This window comes from Pseudomonas sp. A-B-19 (genome assembly GCF_019947515.1).
Classification (GTDB): domain Bacteria; phylum Pseudomonadota; class Gammaproteobacteria; order Pseudomonadales; family Pseudomonadaceae; genus Aquipseudomonas.
The window spans coordinates 1-17658 of sequence record NZ_JAGYGN010000036.1; the positions used below are offsets into that span (position 1 = coordinate 1).

Annotated in this window: 16 protein-coding genes and 1 pseudogene; 8 read left to right on the plus strand and 9 right to left on the minus strand. The window is 54.8% G+C overall.

The window, feature by feature from the left end:
* The 6 genes from KGA81_RS26990 to KGA81_RS27015 all read right to left on the minus strand — a co-directional run.
* On the minus strand, positions 1-1003 hold a 1003-nt coding region (locus KGA81_RS26990; protein WP_317850826.1), incomplete at its 3' end, for an FAD-binding oxidoreductase.
* Complete coding sequence (locus KGA81_RS26995; RefSeq protein ID WP_223550172.1) at positions 996-2297, minus strand: SidA/IucD/PvdA family monooxygenase; 1302 nt, start codon at positions 2295-2297, stop codon at positions 996-998. The genes KGA81_RS26995 and KGA81_RS26990, both read right to left, overlap by 8 nt.
* Positions 2294-3673 carry a diaminobutyrate--2-oxoglutarate transaminase family protein gene (locus tag KGA81_RS27000; RefSeq protein ID WP_223550174.1) on the minus strand — a complete coding sequence of 460 codons (1380 nt, stop codon included), beginning with the start codon at positions 3671-3673 and terminating at the stop codon, positions 2294-2296. Before KGA81_RS27000 ends, KGA81_RS26995 begins: the two co-directional genes overlap by 4 nt.
* 15 nt (positions 3674-3688) lie before the next feature.
* Positions 3689-4732 (minus strand): aromatic ring-hydroxylating oxygenase subunit alpha, encoded by a 1044-nt coding sequence (locus KGA81_RS27005; RefSeq protein ID WP_108215618.1) that lies wholly within the window; start codon positions 4730-4732, stop codon positions 3689-3691.
* A gap of 43 nt (positions 4733-4775) precedes the next feature.
* A complete protein-coding gene (locus tag KGA81_RS27010; RefSeq protein WP_223550176.1) occupies positions 4776-5627 on the minus strand; it encodes an oxaloacetate decarboxylase in 852 nt (283 codons plus the stop codon).
* Positions 5628-5680: 53 nt separating this feature from the next.
* Entirely contained in the window at positions 5681-6481 is an 801-nt protein-coding gene (locus KGA81_RS27015) for a sulfite exporter TauE/SafE family protein (RefSeq protein ID WP_317850827.1), read from the minus strand.
* A gap of 74 nt (positions 6482-6555) precedes the next feature.
* On the opposite strand from KGA81_RS27015, the gene KGA81_RS27020 reads away from it, so the two are divergent.
* Both KGA81_RS27020 and KGA81_RS27025 read left to right on the plus strand, forming a co-directional pair.
* A complete protein-coding gene (locus KGA81_RS27020) occupies positions 6556-7446 on the plus strand; it encodes a LysR family transcriptional regulator (RefSeq protein ID WP_223550179.1) in 891 nt (296 codons plus the stop codon).
* Positions 7447-7678: 232 nt separating this feature from the next.
* Positions 7679-8047 (plus strand): annotated as a pseudogene (locus tag KGA81_RS27025) (ATP-dependent helicase); the annotation flags it as partial.
* Positions 8048-8050: 3 nt separating this feature from the next.
* Here KGA81_RS27025 and KGA81_RS30320 read toward each other — a convergent pair.
* The 3 genes from KGA81_RS30320 to KGA81_RS27040 form a co-directional block, all read right to left on the minus strand.
* Positions 8051-8608 (minus strand): exonuclease, encoded by a 558-nt coding sequence (locus tag KGA81_RS30320; RefSeq protein WP_411736577.1) that lies wholly within the window; start codon positions 8606-8608, stop codon positions 8051-8053.
* A 294-nt stretch (positions 8609-8902) separates the two neighbouring features.
* A complete protein-coding gene (locus KGA81_RS27035; RefSeq protein WP_223550183.1) occupies positions 8903-9511 on the minus strand; it encodes a trimeric intracellular cation channel family protein in 609 nt (202 codons plus the stop codon).
* Between the two features lie 329 nt (positions 9512-9840).
* Complete coding sequence (locus KGA81_RS27040; protein ID WP_223550185.1) at positions 9841-11079, minus strand: SGNH/GDSL hydrolase family protein; 1239 nt, start codon at positions 11077-11079, stop codon at positions 9841-9843.
* 109 nt (positions 11080-11188) lie between these two features.
* On the opposite strand from KGA81_RS27040, the gene KGA81_RS27045 reads away from it, so the two are divergent.
* The 6 genes from KGA81_RS27045 to KGA81_RS27070 all read left to right on the plus strand — a co-directional run bounded on the left by KGA81_RS27045 (position 11189) and on the right by KGA81_RS27070 (position 17630).
* Positions 11189-12094: a LysR family transcriptional regulator gene (locus tag KGA81_RS27045; protein ID WP_223550187.1), complete on the plus strand. Its 906-nt coding sequence runs from the start codon at positions 11189-11191 to the stop codon at positions 12092-12094.
* A gap of 130 nt (positions 12095-12224) precedes the next feature.
* Positions 12225-13523 carry an MFS transporter gene (locus KGA81_RS27050; RefSeq protein ID WP_223550189.1) on the plus strand — a complete coding sequence of 433 codons (1299 nt, stop codon included), beginning with the start codon at positions 12225-12227 and terminating at the stop codon, positions 13521-13523.
* Positions 13524-13533: 10 nt separating this feature from the next.
* Positions 13534-13761: a hypothetical protein gene (locus KGA81_RS27055; protein WP_223550192.1), complete on the plus strand. Its 228-nt coding sequence runs from the start codon at positions 13534-13536 to the stop codon at positions 13759-13761.
* A 711-nt stretch (positions 13762-14472) separates the two neighbouring features.
* The gene (locus KGA81_RS27060) at positions 14473-15882 is read left to right on the plus strand and encodes a circularly permuted type 2 ATP-grasp protein (protein ID WP_223550194.1); all 1410 of its coding nucleotides are present in this window, start codon (positions 14473-14475) and stop codon (positions 15880-15882) included.
* A 3-nt stretch (positions 15883-15885) separates the two neighbouring features.
* Positions 15886-16836 (plus strand): alpha-E domain-containing protein, encoded by a 951-nt coding sequence (locus KGA81_RS27065; protein WP_115948004.1) that lies wholly within the window; start codon positions 15886-15888, stop codon positions 16834-16836.
* Positions 16833-17630, plus strand: coding sequence for a transglutaminase domain-containing protein (locus KGA81_RS27070; protein WP_223550196.1), 798 nt, complete (start codon positions 16833-16835; stop codon positions 17628-17630). Before KGA81_RS27065 ends, KGA81_RS27070 begins: the two co-directional genes overlap by 4 nt.
* The last annotated feature ends 28 nt before the right edge of the window (positions 17631-17658 follow it).

Below are 17658 nucleotides of genomic sequence, written 5' to 3' on the forward strand. Positions count from 1 at the left end.
CCACCCACCCGGCCCACTGTTGCTCGGGCTCTTGCACAACTGTGCCGTAGAGGCGCTTGATGCGATTCTGGAGCAATGCACTGCAAGCGGAAGAGCGCTGGAGCGGTAACGCGAAGCAGCCCGTCAGGAGCTTTGTAGGCCCCAAACGGCGTGCAAACCACATGTCCTTGCGGTTGTCTGAAAATGGCAGCTGCCTTTCGGCCCGGCACAGCTGCGGCACGGCGAAAGTCGCAAGGGTTAGGGCTAGCGGACTAACTGCTCGCCGAGTCGTAAGGCTGGCCGCTGAACCATAGGCATTGCCGGCGATAAATACGCGCCCGGCCCTGATCTCACCTCGCTCAGTTTTGACGGCAACCCAGCCTTCCTTCGGTCGAACATCGAGCGCACTGCAACGTTCGATGATATGCCCACCTTTGCGGTTGACCGTGTCCGCCAGTTGGTACACGAACGCGAGGGGATTGATGGCACCAGCATCACTAAAATGGAGGCCTTCGGCATACTCAGTAGTCCCTAATGCAGTCTCCAGTGCTTCGGGCTCCATGGGGTCTACCTTGACCCCCAGGCGCATCCAATTCTTTGCCAGTTTATGGGCCTCAACCCCTGCAGCTCCAACCATTGGTAGTACCCAGCCTTTGACAGTTAATTCGGATGGGGCGTACTCAAAAACAGCCTTCGCTGTTTCGCTCAGTGCGGCTAAAAATGGCGCTGTATCCTCGCCTAGCATATGTTGGAGTGACTCCGGCGAGTGCCTCGATGGTATGGGTACCACAAAGCCCGAATTGCGACCACTTGCCCCAGAGCCAACGTCCCCGGCCTCCAACACAGTTACCGAGTAACCTGACTCCAGCGCCCGTAGCGCTGCTGCTAATCCGCCAATTCCCGCTCCCACTATCACTACATCACTTTCAAACGGAAGGTTACCGGCGCGAGCGGTGCGACAGGGCAGTTGTGTTTGCCAACAAGAAGGCGCCGCCAGCATTTCGCTTATGGCCTGGTTAAGCATGGCGCTGCACCCTGGCTTCCAAGTTGCTGGTCAGTGATTCCACGATGCTTTGTGAACGTAACGCCAGCAAGCTGAACGAGCCTGCGTCCCCCATGCCATGTGAAGACTCGCATAACCCGTTGAGGTAGGTGGGCAAGCCGTTGAGCAAGTCGACGCGATAATCCCTGGCAATGGTCAACGTGTCGATTTCATTTTCACGGGCGATTGGGGCTAGCAAACTCGGGAAGGGCTCCTGACGGTCTCCGGTGCCGAGGTCGAGAAAACCCGTGGCCAGAATCACTAAATCGAACGACTGGCTATGAATGCTCCCTTGAAGATACTGCCGACTTTTGATTTGCACCCCGTTAGGGGTAGGTATGCAACCGACCATGTCCTCACTCGTTCGTAGTTGCAACCGACTTTCACCTTGCAGCATTTGCTCATATTTACGTACATAGAGCTGGTTTAGGACATCGATGTCGGCAGACGAATAATTGGTATGCACCAGTTCCTGACGTAACCGCGCCTTATGTTCTGCGCTGGCGTTGTGGAATGTGTCGACAAATGAGGGAAAGTAGACCTCGTCGGAAAACGGGCTTGTATCCTTCTGGCGATAGCCAAAATTACGTGTGAACCCTACGACCTCTCGTACGCCAGTCTGATCACTTGCGTGCAGTAAAATCTCTACCGCGCTCTGACTACCGCCGATTACGGCTATGCGGCATCGCCCATCGGTGTCTGCCACAGCTTCAGCGAGGGCAGGCAAATAGTCGTTTAAATGGCGTACGCGTCGATCTTTGATCCCCGCGAAAGGGGCAGGAATGTGAGGCGTACGGCCAGGGGCGAGCACCAAAGAACGAGCAAGAAATACCCCGCCATCGACGCAGCACACTTTGTAGTGGGCGCCTTCGCCATTTGATGGGTTTACTGCTTCCACCGATGCAGCTTCACAACCATAGGCGACGATGTCTTCAAAGAAATTTGCAGCCCAAGAAACGTACTGGGCATATTCCGCACGCAGAGGATGATGCAACGGAAGGTTCAAATGCTCGTACAGGCGGTCTTGTTCGAACAGGAAGTTAGTGAAGCTGTAACGGCTACGCGGATTGCGTGGGGTCACCAGATCTCGCAACGGATGATTCTGGATATCCGAGCCCGGCAGCAACATGTTCGGCTGCCACAATGGGCCCAGGCGCTTTTCAAGAAATTGCACGCTCATGCCTGGAGCCAATTCTTCCAGGGCGATTGCCAATGCGATGTTTGCTGGGCCAAATCCGATACCCAGTACATCAACGATCTTTCCACGAGTGCTCATGCCAGCACCTCCACATGGCGAGTACTTTGCGTGACTCGAGTTGAACTGATCATTTGTGCAGCCAGAGCTCGGTCAAGCCGCTCCAATACCAAGTCGACTTGAGCGCTGGTGATTACCAACGGCGGGAGAAAACGCAGCACTGCACCATGACGTCCACCCGTTTCAATAATCAGGCCCTCGTTCAGGCAGGCACGCTTAACACTTGCAGCTATGGCTCCAGCCGCCTGCGGGTGACCAAGTGCATCGACGCGGCCATCCGGTTCCACCATCTCCATACCTAGCATCAAACCCCGTCCACGCACGTCACCGATGCATGGATAGCGATTCTGGAGCTGCAACAGGCCCTGGCTTAGTTGATCACCGACAACCTTGACGTGATCCAGCAGCCCTTCATTTCTGATGAACTCCAGGGTTGCGGCTCCGCTGACCAAAGCGATCTGATTGCCCCTGAACGTACCGGTGTGTGCTCCCGGCTTCCATTGGTCGTACTGATCTAAATACAGCAACAAAGACAGTGGGTAACCACCACCGATAGCCTTTGAAAGAAGGATGGCGTCCGGCACGATATCCGCCTGCTGGAACGCGAACAGGTCGCCACTGCGACCAACACCGGCCTGGATTTCGTCAATGACCAGTGGAACGTCGTGCCGTTGAGTGATTTCCCTCACTTGGCGCAGCCAATGCGCGCTTGCTGGAATGCAGCCCCCTTCGCCCTGTATTGCCTCAAGTAAAACCATTGCTGGTTTACCAATGCCACTTTCCGGATCGCTGAGGGCGTTTTCCAGGCAAACGAGGCTGAGCCGCTCTGTCTCTTCCGGACTGGTTCCGGCGCCAAATGGGCTGCGATAAACGTAGGGGTAGGGCAGAAAGTGCACTTCGCCTGGCAGGCCAGTAATCTCTTTTTTTGGTGCTAGGTTGCCCATCATACCGAGCGTGCCGTGAGTCATACCGTGATAAGCACCCTGAAACACGATGATCGGGCGGCGTTTCGTCGCGGTTTTGAACAGCTTTAGGGCAGCCTCGGCGGCGTCGGCTCCCGTAGGCCCGCAGAACTGGATCTTCGCTCGTTTGGCGAAGGCAGGCGGAAGCATCTCGTAGAGCTCCTGGACGAAATGCAGCTTTGCCGGAGTCGCGATATCGAGGGCCTGTTGCAACTGCCCGGACTGCAGAAACTGGATGACGCGTTGCTGAACAAATGGGTGATTGTGCCCAAGGGGAAGAGCACCTGCGCAAGCAAGGCAATCCAGATAACGGCGCCCATCGATGTCTACAACCTCGGTGCCTGCACCTTGACTCAGAACTGTTGGAATATTCCTAGCGTACGTCCGGGCATTGGATTCCAGGCGCGTGAGAAAATCGATAGATGATTCAGTCATAATTGACATTCCTTGTCAGATAGAAACAGATTCAATGACCTGGGTTTGTTTATTGGTGGTTGCGGCCTCACCCAAGGCACGAATCCAGCGGCGGTACTCAATACCCATTCGATCACTAACCACATGCATTTCCGCTTGTGGGTCTAGTGGCAGGCGCGGGGGGCGTTGGGATTCGACAATACGGCGATCCTGTTCGAAAACAGTATTTTGTCGAGAAAGGATCTGTTCGAGCGTGAGATCCGGGCCAAAGTTAATAGCGACTATCAGCCAGATAATACATTGCGATTCATCCACTGGAGTGGCATTGAAAAAGGTACAGAAGCGTTCTGTTTCACCGGTTTTTTTGACGAAATATGCAGTCGTAGGATTCAGGACTGAATAGGTATAACGGGCATTAACCGGTATCCCACGATGGTCTCCGTACGGTTGAAAGACGCAAATTTCAGAAGAGTGCAGGCCATGCTCGTCTTCCTTCACGTTGTACCGCTTCAGCGGTTCAGGCGCGTCCGGCAGACCATTGAGATTGGCATGCACAAAGGGGAAGTGCGATGCATCGATGAAGTTTTCGAGTGAGCGCAACGCGTTTGCGTTGTACTGGTATGGGCCTGCAAACACCTTGCGAAAGCTTTCGTCATGCCACTGTGGCAACTCCGGCAGCGGTCGCAGCGGTTCCTCCAGACTTACCCAGACGTATCCGTAGCGCTCTTCAGCGTAGTGGCGAAAAATCAGGCGCTGTGAGGAAGGCCCTTTTCGGTCGGGATGTGCTGGAACTAACGTGCATTCGCCTTGACTACTGTAGCGCCATCCATGATAAGGGCATTCGATCTGTCCTTGTTTGACGCAACCAAGTGACAATTTTGCACCTCGGTGGCCGCAGTAATCCTTCCAAGCATTGACTTTACCTTGGTCGTCTCGCCACAAAACCAATTCTTCGCCAAGTAACCGCACGGCCTTGGGTTGGTCGTCGCCGACATCCGTACTCAGGCAGACCACATGCCATTGCCCTGCGAGCGCTCGGTAATCGAGTTCGTTGGGATTCCATTCACCTTGGTATAGCATTCCATCTCCTTGTTTTTAGCGCATGTTGGTTGCAAAGCTGTTTTTACAAGTCGTCCAGTGCCAGATACTTTTCAGTTTGAATTATCAGCTCGCGCTCCGAAAAACTCGTTAATTCAGCCGACATTGCATGGCTATCCCCTGAGCGTTTGAGTTCAACCAGGGTTTTTTTCATAGCATGGATGGCTGCCCGTTGCAGATCCGATGGCACGATGACAAGTTGATAACCAAGTTCTGCAAGTGCTTGTAGAGAAACGAGTGGGGTTTTTCCGCCATAGAACATGTTCATGAGTTTTGGCCCAGGAATCCGTTGGGCAATAATCTGAATTTGCTCCAGCGTCTCCGGCGCTTCTACAAAAATCATATCGGCACCCGCATCAACGTAACGCTGTGCTCTAACAAGCGCTGCTTCGAAACCTTCAATTGCTATCGCGTCAGTGCGAGCGATAACTACGCAATTAGTGTCATGCAAGCTAGCGCGCGCCACTTTTATCTTCTGGCACATCTCTTCGGTATCAATAAGCGACTTGTTATCCAGGTGCCCGCATCGCTTAGGGAATGTTTGATCTTCCAGATGGAAGCCGGCAACACCGATGCGTTCCAGTGCCCTCACGGTGCGTTGCACGTTGGCAGTACCACCAAATCCAGTGTCAGCGTCTGCGATAACGGGAATATCGCTGGCTTCTACAATTTTCTCAATCCGCTCGATAACTTCAGTAAAGCTCAGTAAGCCGATATCTGGATACCCAGCAGATCTAGCGATAGCGCCACCACTTGCATACACAGCATCAAAACCAGCCAGGTTGACTAGTCTTGACGACAGGCCGTCATAGGCACCAGGAGCCATAATGGTTTTTCCTGAATTCAATAGATCACGTAGAGCTTGAGAGTTTTTCATTTGTAAACCTCGCTTTAAATAGTTAATTCCAGGCAAGCGCGCCTGATGTGTTTTTAATTGCCACCCAGATAGGCTCGATACACGAGAGTAATGCCACTAGCCAGTATGATAATATTTATTAGCTTCGTGAACGTATTGCGAGACATTTTAAATGAGATGTGCTCGCCAGCCCAAAGGCCTAACATTAAAGCTGGCAATAAGTAAATCGCAGTCACAACTAACGCAAGGTCGGCGTATGCTCCCGCTATGGTGAGCATGGAAATGCGTACGAGCGTGCTAATTCCTATCAATGTACTTTGAGTGGCACTTGCTTTCTCTTTGGTGTTTATCCTGCCGTTCAAATATATTGCGTACAGGAAGCCACCGCTGCCAAAAATGGCGCCAAACAGGCCGCCGCCCATACCCAAGGGCATTGCCCAAGCCGCAGATATGTAACTAATTCGTACAGGCTTTGTAAGCATATACAACGCGTACAAGGTCACGAAACACCCCATCGCGAGCATTAAAACGTCAGATTTGGTTTTTAGGAGCACCGCTATGCCAGCCATGCTGCCAATGGCCATGAATGGCAGCAGCCTAGCGAGTTCAATGCGCACCACATGCTGATGAGATCGCGCCAGTTTTCCAAATGCAGCCGCGCAGTCAAGGAGCACCAGTAAAGGGATCACTTGCGACAGAGGCATGTAATTCACTAACACAGGCCCCGCTACCAGTGCCGTTCCAAAACCTGCAATAGAAAAAATTATGTATGCCAGGCTGATGGTAACGAACATTACTACCAAGGTCGTATTGTCGAAAGGGGCGTGGAGAAAAGCATCTGGCATTGTCGGCATTTCCGTTACGTGTTTTTTCATTACCCTACCCAACAGGGCAAAAAACCACTAATATGAAAATGACATCTTACTGATCACATTTTGGCATAGCTGTTATGATATCAATGAAGCAGTTGCGATATTTTGTAGAAATCGCGGAACATGGAAGCTTCAGTGTCGCAGCGCAGAGATTGTTTATTGCTCAATCAGCGCTAAGTCGACAAGTGAAGGAGCTAGAAAGTAACCTTGGTACGCTTTTGTTCGAGCGTACCGCAAGACAGCCCCATCTAACACATGCTGGGTTAGCCTTCTTACCTAGGGCCAAATCAATTTTAATTGACGTCGATAGCGCAGCTCGACTGGCTACTTCGGTAGGCAACGGTCAAAGCGGTACTATTCGGCTTGGTCATGCCAGCACTGTTCCGCTTATAGGAAATTTAAAAGATGTGCTTGGGATTTATCTTGAGGGTATGTCCGATGTTCATATTGAAGTGTCGGAGGAGTCTTCAGAAGCACAGCTGATTAATTTAGTTAATAATCGCATTGATGTTGGATTGTTTCGATTGCCGGTTTTGCATCAATTAAATGACATTAAGCTTCTTACCCTGTTTCGTGAGAAGGTTGTCGTCGCAGTTGGGCCTACCCACCATCTGGCATCAAGAAAATCCATATCACTTGCCGAGTTGAGAGACGAGTCATTCGTCTCGATAGCACATCCAAAACGCGGTGGGCTTAGCTATCTTTCATTTGAGCTTTGCGCTCGTGCAGGATTTGCGCCGAAGTCAGCGCAGGTTTATTCGTTAAAAAGTACGCAATCATTGCTTATCCAAGCAGGATTCGGCATAGCTCTGCTTCCCGTTTCGATGGTTGATGCTTCTTCCTTGCATGCCATTGATATCACAGATGAGGGTTGTGAAAGTGAGGTCGTTCTTGCCCATCACGAGCGTGATTCCACTCTGGTCGCGGCTTTCGTTGAGCACTTTCGAGATGCATTTTCCGTCGATTGAAGTTCAGCGTTATAGCACGGTAGAGAGTCGAAAATAATCGATAACGTTCGCCAAAATCGGCCTGCTTGTTGGCGCCGACGCCGAATTGACCTAGTGCCTAAAGCGAATCTAACATCCACTCGTTAGGATGTAATTGAGTCCTTTAGAGCGATAAATCGCTTCTTCGGGCACTTGGGCCCGGCTCAAGCAGGCAGTCAGGTGAGCATCTCCTTCACTATAAAAGCAACATTTCCATATGCTCGACCTCAACTCCAAGCTGATGCAATACCTGCTGGGTAAAGCCTGCGAGTATGACTTTGGTGGTTTGGCCGCAATGCTCAAAGCTCCTGAGCTCGGCGAGGGGGCACTAATCGGAGCAATGTTGCTGTGGCAAGGCCCGCAGGGCAAACACATGCGGCAGGAGTTTGTAGCCATTCAGGTAAACGATGGCAGAGCCACGATGAACCCTACAAAAGCGACTCAATGGCTGCTGACGCCAGCCGAGCACAGTACCCAGAGCGCAGGTGAGGATGCCTCTAAATTGCTGTTCGGGGTCGCAGCGGAAATGGCTAACCAGAGACTTGCAGATGCAAGTAATCCCTACCTAATACCTAATACCTAATACCTAATACCTGAGAATCTGGATTGGGCTGCGGCAGGCTGGACACAGCTTTCCTGAGTACGTAACTCTAGGCCTATGCGTTAGGTAAGCCACAATGCCATTGCGCCTAGAGTTCAGCCGATTTGGATAAACGACGCACGCAACATTTCTAGCGCCTATCCCTCGGTTATCGGTACCCCGCCAAACCAAGCCCATTGGCTCTATTGTTTGCTTCAGTCCTTTGGGGCGATTGTCGTATAGACCTTTATGCCATTTCCTCGCATTGAAATGTGTGAGGTCGGCTAGCAGGGAGGGGCACGCAGCAAATCCTGCATCTCGCTCTAGCTGTCTTGCGTCATAGTCACCCCACGATGCCCAAGCAGCGTTTGGATATCGCGTAATAAACGCTCCTAGCTCCTGGCCAACTTCCATATAGGTTCCTGCACTCTCCACATCCGCTTGTTGAATGGATGTGAGCTTTTTGCAGAAAACGGTGAGGGTTGGATTGATTTGGGGGCGAACGACGCGCTGGAACTCATCGACGATCTCAAGCGTTTCCAGATCGATTACAACCAGGCCAATTCAATCGTTTCCATCTGATCGGGGACGACTGCAAGCAACCTTGGCGATTCCGACTCATCAACCTCATCTCAGGTTGCCTCAAGGTCTACGCAATAGAGGTAGCGGTAGGGCGCGAGAAGGTTCTGGATGGTTTGAAGGTGAAGAAGCTTTGCTTCGATGCTCATGGTGAGGATGACCTGGCTGGATCGGATCAGTATATGGCTGATCTTAAATGCGGGGATCAGGAAGATGTGTTGGCCGGAGGGTTAACGTAGAAGCTCCGTTCGTCGCAGTTAACGAATATCAGCGTCAAGCTTACCTCTGCCTGGTGGAGAAAATCGCTGGCATTTGGAGCTCCTTGTAGATAGCGAGAAACCTGAATCCTGAGGTGAATATCAATGCGATCCAACCAGCGATCCTGATTGACGGAAATGTATCGCGCAGCAAGACATACAAGGTGCACCCCAGCAGGATTGGTGTGGCGTAGATCTCACGTGACATCAACAACGAGGCCCTGCCGGCTAGCACATCACGCGCTATGCCGCCTCCAATACTGGTCAGCACGCCCATCATCACTGCCAAAGGTGCACCAAGCTGTAATGCCATCACTTTCTCAGTAGCGACTAATCCGAACAGTGCGGCCGCAAAACCATCGAGATACAGCAATAGCTGATAGCGTTTGTGCAATCTATTGGTGAGAAAAAATGCCAGTAGTGAGGTAACCAATGCGACCCAGATGTAGTTGAAGTCTGCAATCCAGAAAATCGGTTGATCGAGCAGTAGGTCTCGAATGGTGCCACCACCAATAGCAGTGATGATGCCCAGCACTACGGCCCCGAACAGATCGACACCTACCTTTTGGATAGCCAACAATCCGGTAATGGCAAACACGGCGGTGCCCAGCATTTGCTGAAAATAAAGCATCCATTACTCCGTTCTCAGGGTACCCATCAGGTGAACGATGGCGATGTGGGGAATGCAGGCGCGCGCCATCTGCAAGGCATCGTCGTTGGCCTGGCAATGCGGGTTGTAAATGTAGAGGGTGCTTCACCCACCGGAAGTCTAGTGGGTTTGTGCCCTTCCCACATCGGAGACTGCATTGAGGTGGAGGAGAGGGGGAGTGCTCGCATAAGAGTCGTCATCGTGCCTTTTCTGCCATAGGCGAGATCCAGGATGAATGTGCTGTGGTGTTCAGGCACAGGGGCGCCTTGTGGGCCGGTTGCCTGAGAAATCCTGCGTCCCGGATAACGGTGTTAGAAAAGCATTTTCAGATCGGCACTCTCCGCCATCGCCTTGTTGCCAACATCACCGGGGTGCAGGTGGTCTCCCGAATCAATAAGTGGCAGCAAGCGAGTGGGGTGTTCAGGGTCGCGGGTCAGGAGATCGAAGTCGATCACTGCGTCGAAGGCGTGACTGGTTCGTATCCAGTGGTTGATCGCCTGGCGCAATTGTTCTTTTTCCGCGCTGTGATAATTCTTCACGATCGTTCCCTCCAGGGCGCCTTCGACGGGCATCAGCGTTGTTCCAATGATGCGAATGTTGTTCCGGTGCGCTTGATCGATCAATTGACGATAGCCAGCAATCAGTTTTTCCTTGGGCGGCACGAGCCTGTCTGGTTCGAAGGAGCTCCCCGGCCAACTGATGTCATTGATGCCGAGCATCAGAATCACCGTTTTTACCCCGGGTTTGCCCAGCACATCACGCTCGAAACGTGCCAGCGCGCTGACCCCCATGCCATCCTCGAGCAGACGAGCCCCGGAGATGCCGGCGTTGAGTACGGCGAGCTTCTGTGTAATCAAGCGCTGGGCGAGGAAGTCCGTCCAGCGTCGATTGCTGTCCAGGGTCGAGCCATTGCCGTCGGTAATGGAGTCGCCGAGCACCACGAGTGCACGGGTGTCGGGCGGTGCATCCACCAGAATGTCACTGAGAAACAGCCGCGCCTCCACGTGCTCGCGGCCTTCCAGCCGCTGAGCGTTGACCTGTTTTCCGGGTGTGATGAATGCCGTTTGTTTGCCATCCCAGTGGAAAGTCGTCAACGGCGTGTGCTGCGGCAGATAAAAAGAGATCGCAAGCTCACTGAGTGCTGGCACTGCCAGGTCTATCGGGTCACTGATCCGCGTTTCGCCGGCGGCGATGCTGACCTGCTCCTGATCGCTGAACGTCAGGCTGTGCCCGGAGCCCGCGCGAATGTGATCGATACCCTCTACGAAGGCGACACGCGCGGCACCGATGACCAGCGGTTGCCGGCCATATTCGTTAGAGACCACCACGCGTATACGGCTACCGCCGCTGCTGATACGCATTGTCTGGTGGATCGTGCTATCGGCCAGTGCTTGAGGAATTCGCGTGGGCAGCGGCAACTCATTGCCCCAGGTGGGTTGAGGGCTGGCCATCCAGGTAGTGACCCAGTTTTCCGTTGCCATGACAGGGCTTGCAGCAAGCAGGGCAGTCAATGCGAGAGACAAGGGTATTCTCGAGGGAAGGGCAGTCATCCAGGTTTCTCCTTGGGCGGTAATGGTTCAGGAAGGCCAGATTGGTCTATTCAAAATGAGTGTGATAGAAGGGGAAATCCCATACAGCCCATTCCTGAATCGAATACTCATGGACAATCTTAAGGCGATGCAGTGTTTCGTCCGCGCCGTCGAGCTAGGAAGTCTGTCATCTGCCGCCCGTGAGTCGGGCAGCACCCAGCCCACGCTCAGCAAGCTGATCGCCGCTCTGGAAAAGCAATTGGGAGCCCGCCTGCTGATTCGGGGCACGACCGGGCTGACACCTACCGAACCGGGAAAGCGGTTCTACGAACGTGCCAAAGGCGTGCTGGAGGAGTACAGCGAAGCTGTTGCAGAGGTGCGCGGTCTGACTGAACGCCCCGAGGGTTTTCTACGCATCAACGCTCCAGTCAGTCTGGGAGTGTTGCGTCTGAATGCGTTGCTGTTGTCGTTCATGGAGCAGTACCCGGCCATTGAAGTCGAGCTGATCCTCAATGATCGTTTCGTCGACCTCACTGAGGAAAATGTCGACCTGGCCCTGCGCCTGGGGGGCAGTTTGCCACCGAACGCCGTCGCCCGACGCATAGCGACCTCACCGCGGTATCTGGTGGCAGCCCCTGAATACCTGCGCCAGCATTCCCCCTTGAAAAGCCCGGCAGACCTGAACGAGCACAATTTCCTGCGGTTTGCTTGGTTGACCACAGGCGATCATATGGAACTCAATGGCCCCCTGGGTGAGCAGGTAAGCGTCACGATTCAGGGGCGCTATCGAACCAACAGCTCATTGGCCATTCGCGACGGTCTTCTGCAGGGCGCCGGGCTCTGCATCACCCCGGCCTGGCTTGTCAGTGACCTGCTTGAAGTCGGGCAGTTGGTACGTGTTCTGCCCGAGTGGAATGGCCCGCCAAACGACGCTTTTCTGATTTATCCCGAGCGCCGCTACCGCGCACTGCGTACGCGATTACTGATGCAATATCTGGCCGAGCGGGTGGGGCAGCTACCTGGGTTCATGCCCTAGCTAAAAACCGCCATTGACGCGAACCGGTTGGATCACAGGGCGAGAGGCATATCGTTATCGTTTCCAACCAACGAGTAACGAGACGACAGGCTTTTTCAAACCTGTTGAGTGACTGTGCGGAGTTGATGATATGAAATTGTTCAGGCCGTTGCTTCAGCGGCCCGTAGCCTTGCTGTGGGGAGGGTTGGCGCTCTCTTCGATCGGTGACGAACTCTTCGCGATTGCCATCGCCTGGATGGCGGTGCAGATCGCCGGAACCGATGCAAGCTGGCTCAGTGCTTTACGCGGTGCTGCCGCGTTGGCAGGTGCTTTGCTGGGAGGAATATGGGCTGAGCGCTGGGACCACCGTCGCACGATGATCGGCGCCGACCTGGCGCGGGCCGGGCTTGCCTTGATTCCGGTGCTGGCTTGGGGGCTCGGCATCATGAGTCTGTGGATGCTGGCGGTGCCGCTCATGCTCATGATGATCGTCAACTCGTTGTTCGAGCCGGCGCTGCGCGCCAGTCTTCCGCGGATTGCCGCGGCGCCGGACCAGCTGCAATCGGTCAACGCGCTGTTCGATGCGATCATCCGGGTCGCCCGTGTGATCGGGCCAATGCTGGCAGCGGCGATTACGCTGCTGATTCCGATCGAGCATCTGTTCACCCTGAACAGCATCACCTTCCTGATCTCCGCGTGGGCGGTCATGAAGTTGGGCAAGACATTGCCGCGCCAACCTGTCAAGGCAACAAGCCGGCGTGCCGGATTTACCGCCGGTTGGAGAAGTCTTGCGGGACGCAGCCAGATGCAGGCGGTGTATGTGTGTGCGGGACTGGGCAATGTTGCCTGGAGTGTGGGTATATCGATCGGCATGGCGCTGGCAGTCGTCAAATACGATATCCAGGGATTCGGCGTACAGGGTTTTGCTGCCTACGGCCTGATCATGGGGGCTTACGGGGCAGGGAACCTGATCTCCATTTTTGTTGTGGGCAATCTGCAGATCCGTCGCTTGTATCACGGGTTTACCTTCGGTTCCGTGGTTAACGGCCTGGGCATCGCGATCATCGGTGCGGCGGTGCTGTACCTGCCACCGGAACACGTCCTGACGGGGATGATGGTCGGCGCAAGTCTTGCGGCACTCGGCGGGCCACTGATCGACATCTCCTTCATTCTGCTGATTCAAACACGGTTCAGACAAAGCGAAATCGCCGGGCTGGCACGGCTGCGTTTTGCGGCGCTGGGCGCGTCGATTCTGATTGCCGGTGCCTGCGGTGCTGCTCTGTATGCCCGCTTTGAAACCGGCCTGGTGATTGTCGGTGCCGGGATTTTCGAAGTGATCGTGGGGGCAATTGTGCTGCTAGCCCCCAAGGATAACGAAGTCGTACAGGCGAACAGGGAAGACGGCCCTTCGTCGTCATCCTTGGCGGATGGCAGCGAGGTGGCCCGATGAAACTGTTCCGTTGAAGATGCCGGGAGCGCCGGTAACTTCGTGGCTGACTTTGCTGTTCCTGGTGGGCGTATTGGTAATGATGGCATTTGATTATCCAAACGGAACATTGACCGTGGCAGCGTTACCGGTTGTAGCGATTTTATTGGTCGGCGGCTGGTATCTGTTGCGTCGTCCCAAGGCTGTAATGATGACCCCGACTATGCCGTCGGTGACCCCAACCTGGAAATTCCTCGAATAATCCGCAGTAAATCTACTCCTCTACACGGACGGCAATACCTCAGGGGTTGGCTGTCTCTCTTGCATTCCTTTTTTGCATCGTGACTTGGCCTTTTCGCTCCAGACGTCATCTCTTGGTGCGTTTTTGTGATCATTAGTAGTGCGTCGCCATTAATCATCGTGCTACGCGGGAGGCTTTGTATTACAAAGGCAATAAAAACAGTGAGTAGAAATTTCCCGCTTATAGGGCACAAAACTCACTTGAGTTGCTAATTGCACCGTTTTCGTACGCTTCAGAGTTGTGCAAGTTTCAAGTGGAAAAAACGTTTCAGTAAGCTTTACGATTTCCGGCTCAAAACTGACACGAAATGTCGCCAAGGCATCTTTATTGAAGGGTTTTTTGCCTTTTTGCCACCTGTAACACTACTTAGGCACAGCCCTTGCAAAAGTACTTTCAAATCACCGAAAGTGTGGTTTTCTACGAAAAAGATAATGGGGAACGTTATAAATTGGGCGCCAGAAATCAAATCAGAAAGGCAAAATCTCTGGCGTCAGAACGCGTCAACAGATTGCCGAAATCATGAGGAATTTATTTTCGCATGGGACAGGAAGTTAACGACGCACACTGAGGTGCTCAACAGAAACAGTACTCACTAAACAACGTAAGGCCTAATTTTATTGAAATAGCGAAGTTATAAGAAAATGCCGTCTGTATCGTGGCAAGGAGTAGGGTATGTCCCAAGCTTTTTTTAACGAAATGTATGATGCGAGTGGTGGTTGCCGCCCACATTACCAGGAGTTCGCACGTTGGTTGGCGGACACACCTCTGGAGTTGCTGGATCAACGTCGTCGCGAAGCCGACCTGTTGTTCCACAGAGCCGGCATCACCTTCACCTTATACGGGGACGAGCAGGGCACAGAGCGGTTGATTCCGTTCGACATCATTCCACGCAGCATCAAGGCCAGTGAGTGGCAGACGGTCGAGCGTGGCTGCATTCAACGGGTCCAGGCATTGAACATGTTCCTGGCCGACATCTACCACGGGCAACGCATTCTCAAGGAGGGCATTATTCCGGCCGAACAGGTGTTGGCCAACGAGGGTTATCAGGTCGCCATGCAGGGCCTGAATCTGCACCGCGGCATTTATGCCCATATCTCCGGGGTCGATCTGGTCCGCGACGGTGATGGCAGTTACTACGTGCTGGAAGACAATCTGCGCACCCCCAGCGGCGTCAGCTACATGCTCGAAGACCGCAAGATGATGATGCGCTTGTTCCCCGAACTCTTCGCCGCCCAGCGTGTGGCGCCCATCGATCATTACCCCAACCTGCTGCTGGACACCCTCAAGAGCTCCAGCCCCCTGGACAACCCCACTGCCGTGGTGCTGACCCCGGGTCGCTTCAACAGTGCTTACTTCGAACACGCGTTCCTGGCCCGTGAAATGGGTGTGGAGCTGGTGGAAGGCGCCGATCTGTTTGTCCGTGACGATCATGTCTACATGCGCACCACCGCTGGCCCGAAACAGGTGGATGTGATCTATCGCCGTCTCGACGATGCGTTCCTCGATCCGCTGTCCTTCAACCCGGACTCCATGCTCGGTGTGCCCGGCCTGATTGCCGCTTACCGCTCGGGCAATGTGGTGCTGGCGAACGCCGTCGGCACCGGTGTGGCCGACGACAAATCGATCTATCCCTATGTCGACGACATGATCCGCTTCTACCTCAGCGAGGAACCGATCCTCAGGAACGTGCCGACCTGGCAATGCCGCAAACCCGAAGAGCTGTCCCATGTGCTGGCTCATCTGCCCGAACTGGTGGTCAAGGAAACCCAAGGTTCCGGCGGCTACGGGATGCTGGTCGGCCCGGCCGCCACGGCGGCGGAAATCGAGGACTTCCGCCGGCGTCTCAAGGCGCGCCCTGAAGCCTACATAGCCCAACCAACCCTGTGCCTGTCGACGTGCCCAACCTTTGTCGAAAACGGCATCGCTCCACGCCACATTGACCTGCGCCCGTTTGTGTTGTCGGGCAGTGAAACCCGTCTGGTGCCCGGTGGCCTGACGCGCGTGGCATTGCGCGAAGGCTCGCTGGTGGTGAACTCGTCTCAGGGCGGCGGCACCAAAGACACTTGGGTAGTGGAGGACTAAGACATGCTTTCAAGAACCGCTTCGGACCTCTACTGGATGTCCCGTTACCTGGAGCGCGCCGAAAACCTGGCGCGCATGCTCGAAGTCAGTTACTCGCTGTCGCTGATGCCCCAGGCCGGGCGCACCGATGGCCGCGCCGAGCTGGCGATGTCGCTATTGGCCGCCGGCACGCTGGACGACTACAACGAACGCTACGGCGAACTCAACACCGAGCGCATGCTGCACTTCTTCGCGCTGGATGAAACCAACCCCGACAGTATCTATTGCTGCCTGCAGGCGGCTCGGTCCAATGCTCACGCCGTGCGCGGACGTATCACTGCCGATATGTGGGAGAACATCAACGCCACCTGGCTGGAAATGCGCAATATCGCCAGCAATGGTCTGGGTCGATACGGCATCAGCCATTTCTGCGAGTGGGTCAAGGAGCGCTCGCACCTGTTCCGCGGGGCGACCTCAGGCACGATCATGCGCAACGATGCCTACTGCTTTATTCGCCTGGGCACCTTCCTCGAACGGGCCGACAACACCCTGCGTCTGCTGGATGCGCGCTACGAAATGTTCGGCGAAGAGTCGGAGGAGGTGAGTGATAACTCGGCTCGCGGCTACTACCAGTGGAGCGCGTTGTTGCGGGCGCTGTCGTCGTTCGAGGCGTTCAACGAGATCTACCGTAATGCGCCCGGCGCCGAGCAGGTTTCCGAAATGCTGCTGTTGCGCGGCGATGTGCCACGCTCGCTGCACGCCTGCATCGAGGAACTGGACCAGATCCTCGCCAGCCTGCCAGGCAACAACGGTCGTCCGGCCCAACGCCTGGCCGCAGAACTGAATGCGCGGCTGCGCTACACCGGGATCGACGAGATTCTCGGCTTCGGTCTGCACCTGTGGCTGACTGATTTCATCTCCCAGGTTCGCCATCTCGGTCAGACCGTTCACGAATCCTATCTGGAGGTCGTATGAAACTGTCCATACGCCACGACACCACCTACAGCTATGCCGATGAAGTCTGCACCAGCATCCAGTTCCTGCGCCTGACACCGCAGAACAGTGATCGTCAGCGCATCCTGGAATGGCACCTGGAATTACCGCGCCTGGTCCGCAGCCAGTTCGATCCTTACGGCAACATTCTGCACGTCTTGACGATGGACGAGCCCCACGGAGCCCTGGTGCTGACGGCTTATGGTCAGGTGGAAATCGACCCGGACCGGGAGCTGGAGCGCGACAGCCAATCGCCTTTGCCGTTTTTGCGCACCAGTCACCTGACCAAAGCGGACGATGCCCTGAATGCCTTTGCCGTGCAGCACTGCGGCACGCGGCGTGATCGGACGGCGCTGATTGACCTGATGCATGGCCTGGCCGAGCGCATGGTCTACAACCCGGGCGCAACTACCGTGGACACCACGGCAGCGCAGGCGTTTGCGGGGGGAGGCGGGGTCTGTCAGGACCACACCCACGCCTTCCTGGCCTGCGCCCGCAGCCTGGGGATTCCGGCGCGTTATGTCTCCGGTTACCTGTGCACGGAAGATGTAAACCATTTGGCCAGTCATGCCTGGGCCGAAGCGTGGCTCGACGATAGTTGGTACAGCTTCGATGTCACCAACCGCCTGGCTCGACCCGAGCGTCATTTGAAGCTGGCTGTCGGTCTTGACTACCTCGACGCCTGCCCGGTGCGCGGCATGCGTCGTGGTGGCGGGGCCGAATCGATGCTGGCGCGGGTACAGGTGACGTCACTGTTCCAGGTCCAGCACCAATAAACCAGCAGCAGTCACAGTAACTGACCAT

Coding starts and splice junctions, on each gene's coding strand:
- KGA81_RS27065 (WP_115948004.1), top strand. CDS start 15,886: ATGCTTTCAAGAACCGCTTCGGACCTCTACTGGATGTCCCGTTACCTG.
- KGA81_RS27050 (WP_223550189.1), top strand. CDS start 12,225: ATGAAATTGTTCAGGCCGTTGCTTCAGCGGCCCGTAGCCTTGCTGTGG.
- KGA81_RS27060 (WP_223550194.1), top strand. CDS start 14,473: ATGTCCCAAGCTTTTTTTAACGAAATGTATGATGCGAGTGGTGGTTGC.
- KGA81_RS27010 (WP_223550176.1), bottom strand. CDS start 5,627: ATGAAAAACTCTCAAGCTCTACGTGATCTATTGAATTCAGGAAAAACC.
- KGA81_RS27000 (WP_223550174.1), bottom strand. CDS start 3,673: ATGACTGAATCATCTATCGATTTTCTCACGCGCCTGGAATCCAATGCC.
- KGA81_RS27045 (WP_223550187.1), top strand. CDS start 11,189: ATGGACAATCTTAAGGCGATGCAGTGTTTCGTCCGCGCCGTCGAGCTA.
- KGA81_RS26995 (WP_223550172.1), bottom strand. CDS start 2,297: ATGAGCACTCGTGGAAAGATCGTTGATGTACTGGGTATCGGATTTGGC.
- KGA81_RS27015 (WP_317850827.1), bottom strand. CDS start 6,481: ATGAAAAAACACGTAACGGAAATGCCGACAATGCCAGATGCTTTTCTC.
- KGA81_RS27035 (WP_223550183.1), bottom strand. CDS start 9,511: ATGCTTTATTTTCAGCAAATGCTGGGCACCGCCGTGTTTGCCATTACC.
- KGA81_RS27020 (WP_223550179.1), top strand. CDS start 6,556: ATGATATCAATGAAGCAGTTGCGATATTTTGTAGAAATCGCGGAACAT.
- KGA81_RS27040 (WP_223550185.1), bottom strand. CDS start 11,079: ATGACTGCCCTTCCCTCGAGAATACCCTTGTCTCTCGCATTGACTGCC.
- KGA81_RS27070 (WP_223550196.1), top strand. CDS start 16,833: ATGAAACTGTCCATACGCCACGACACCACCTACAGCTATGCCGATGAA.
- KGA81_RS27005 (WP_108215618.1), bottom strand. CDS start 4,732: ATGCTATACCAAGGTGAATGGAATCCCAACGAACTCGATTACCGAGCG.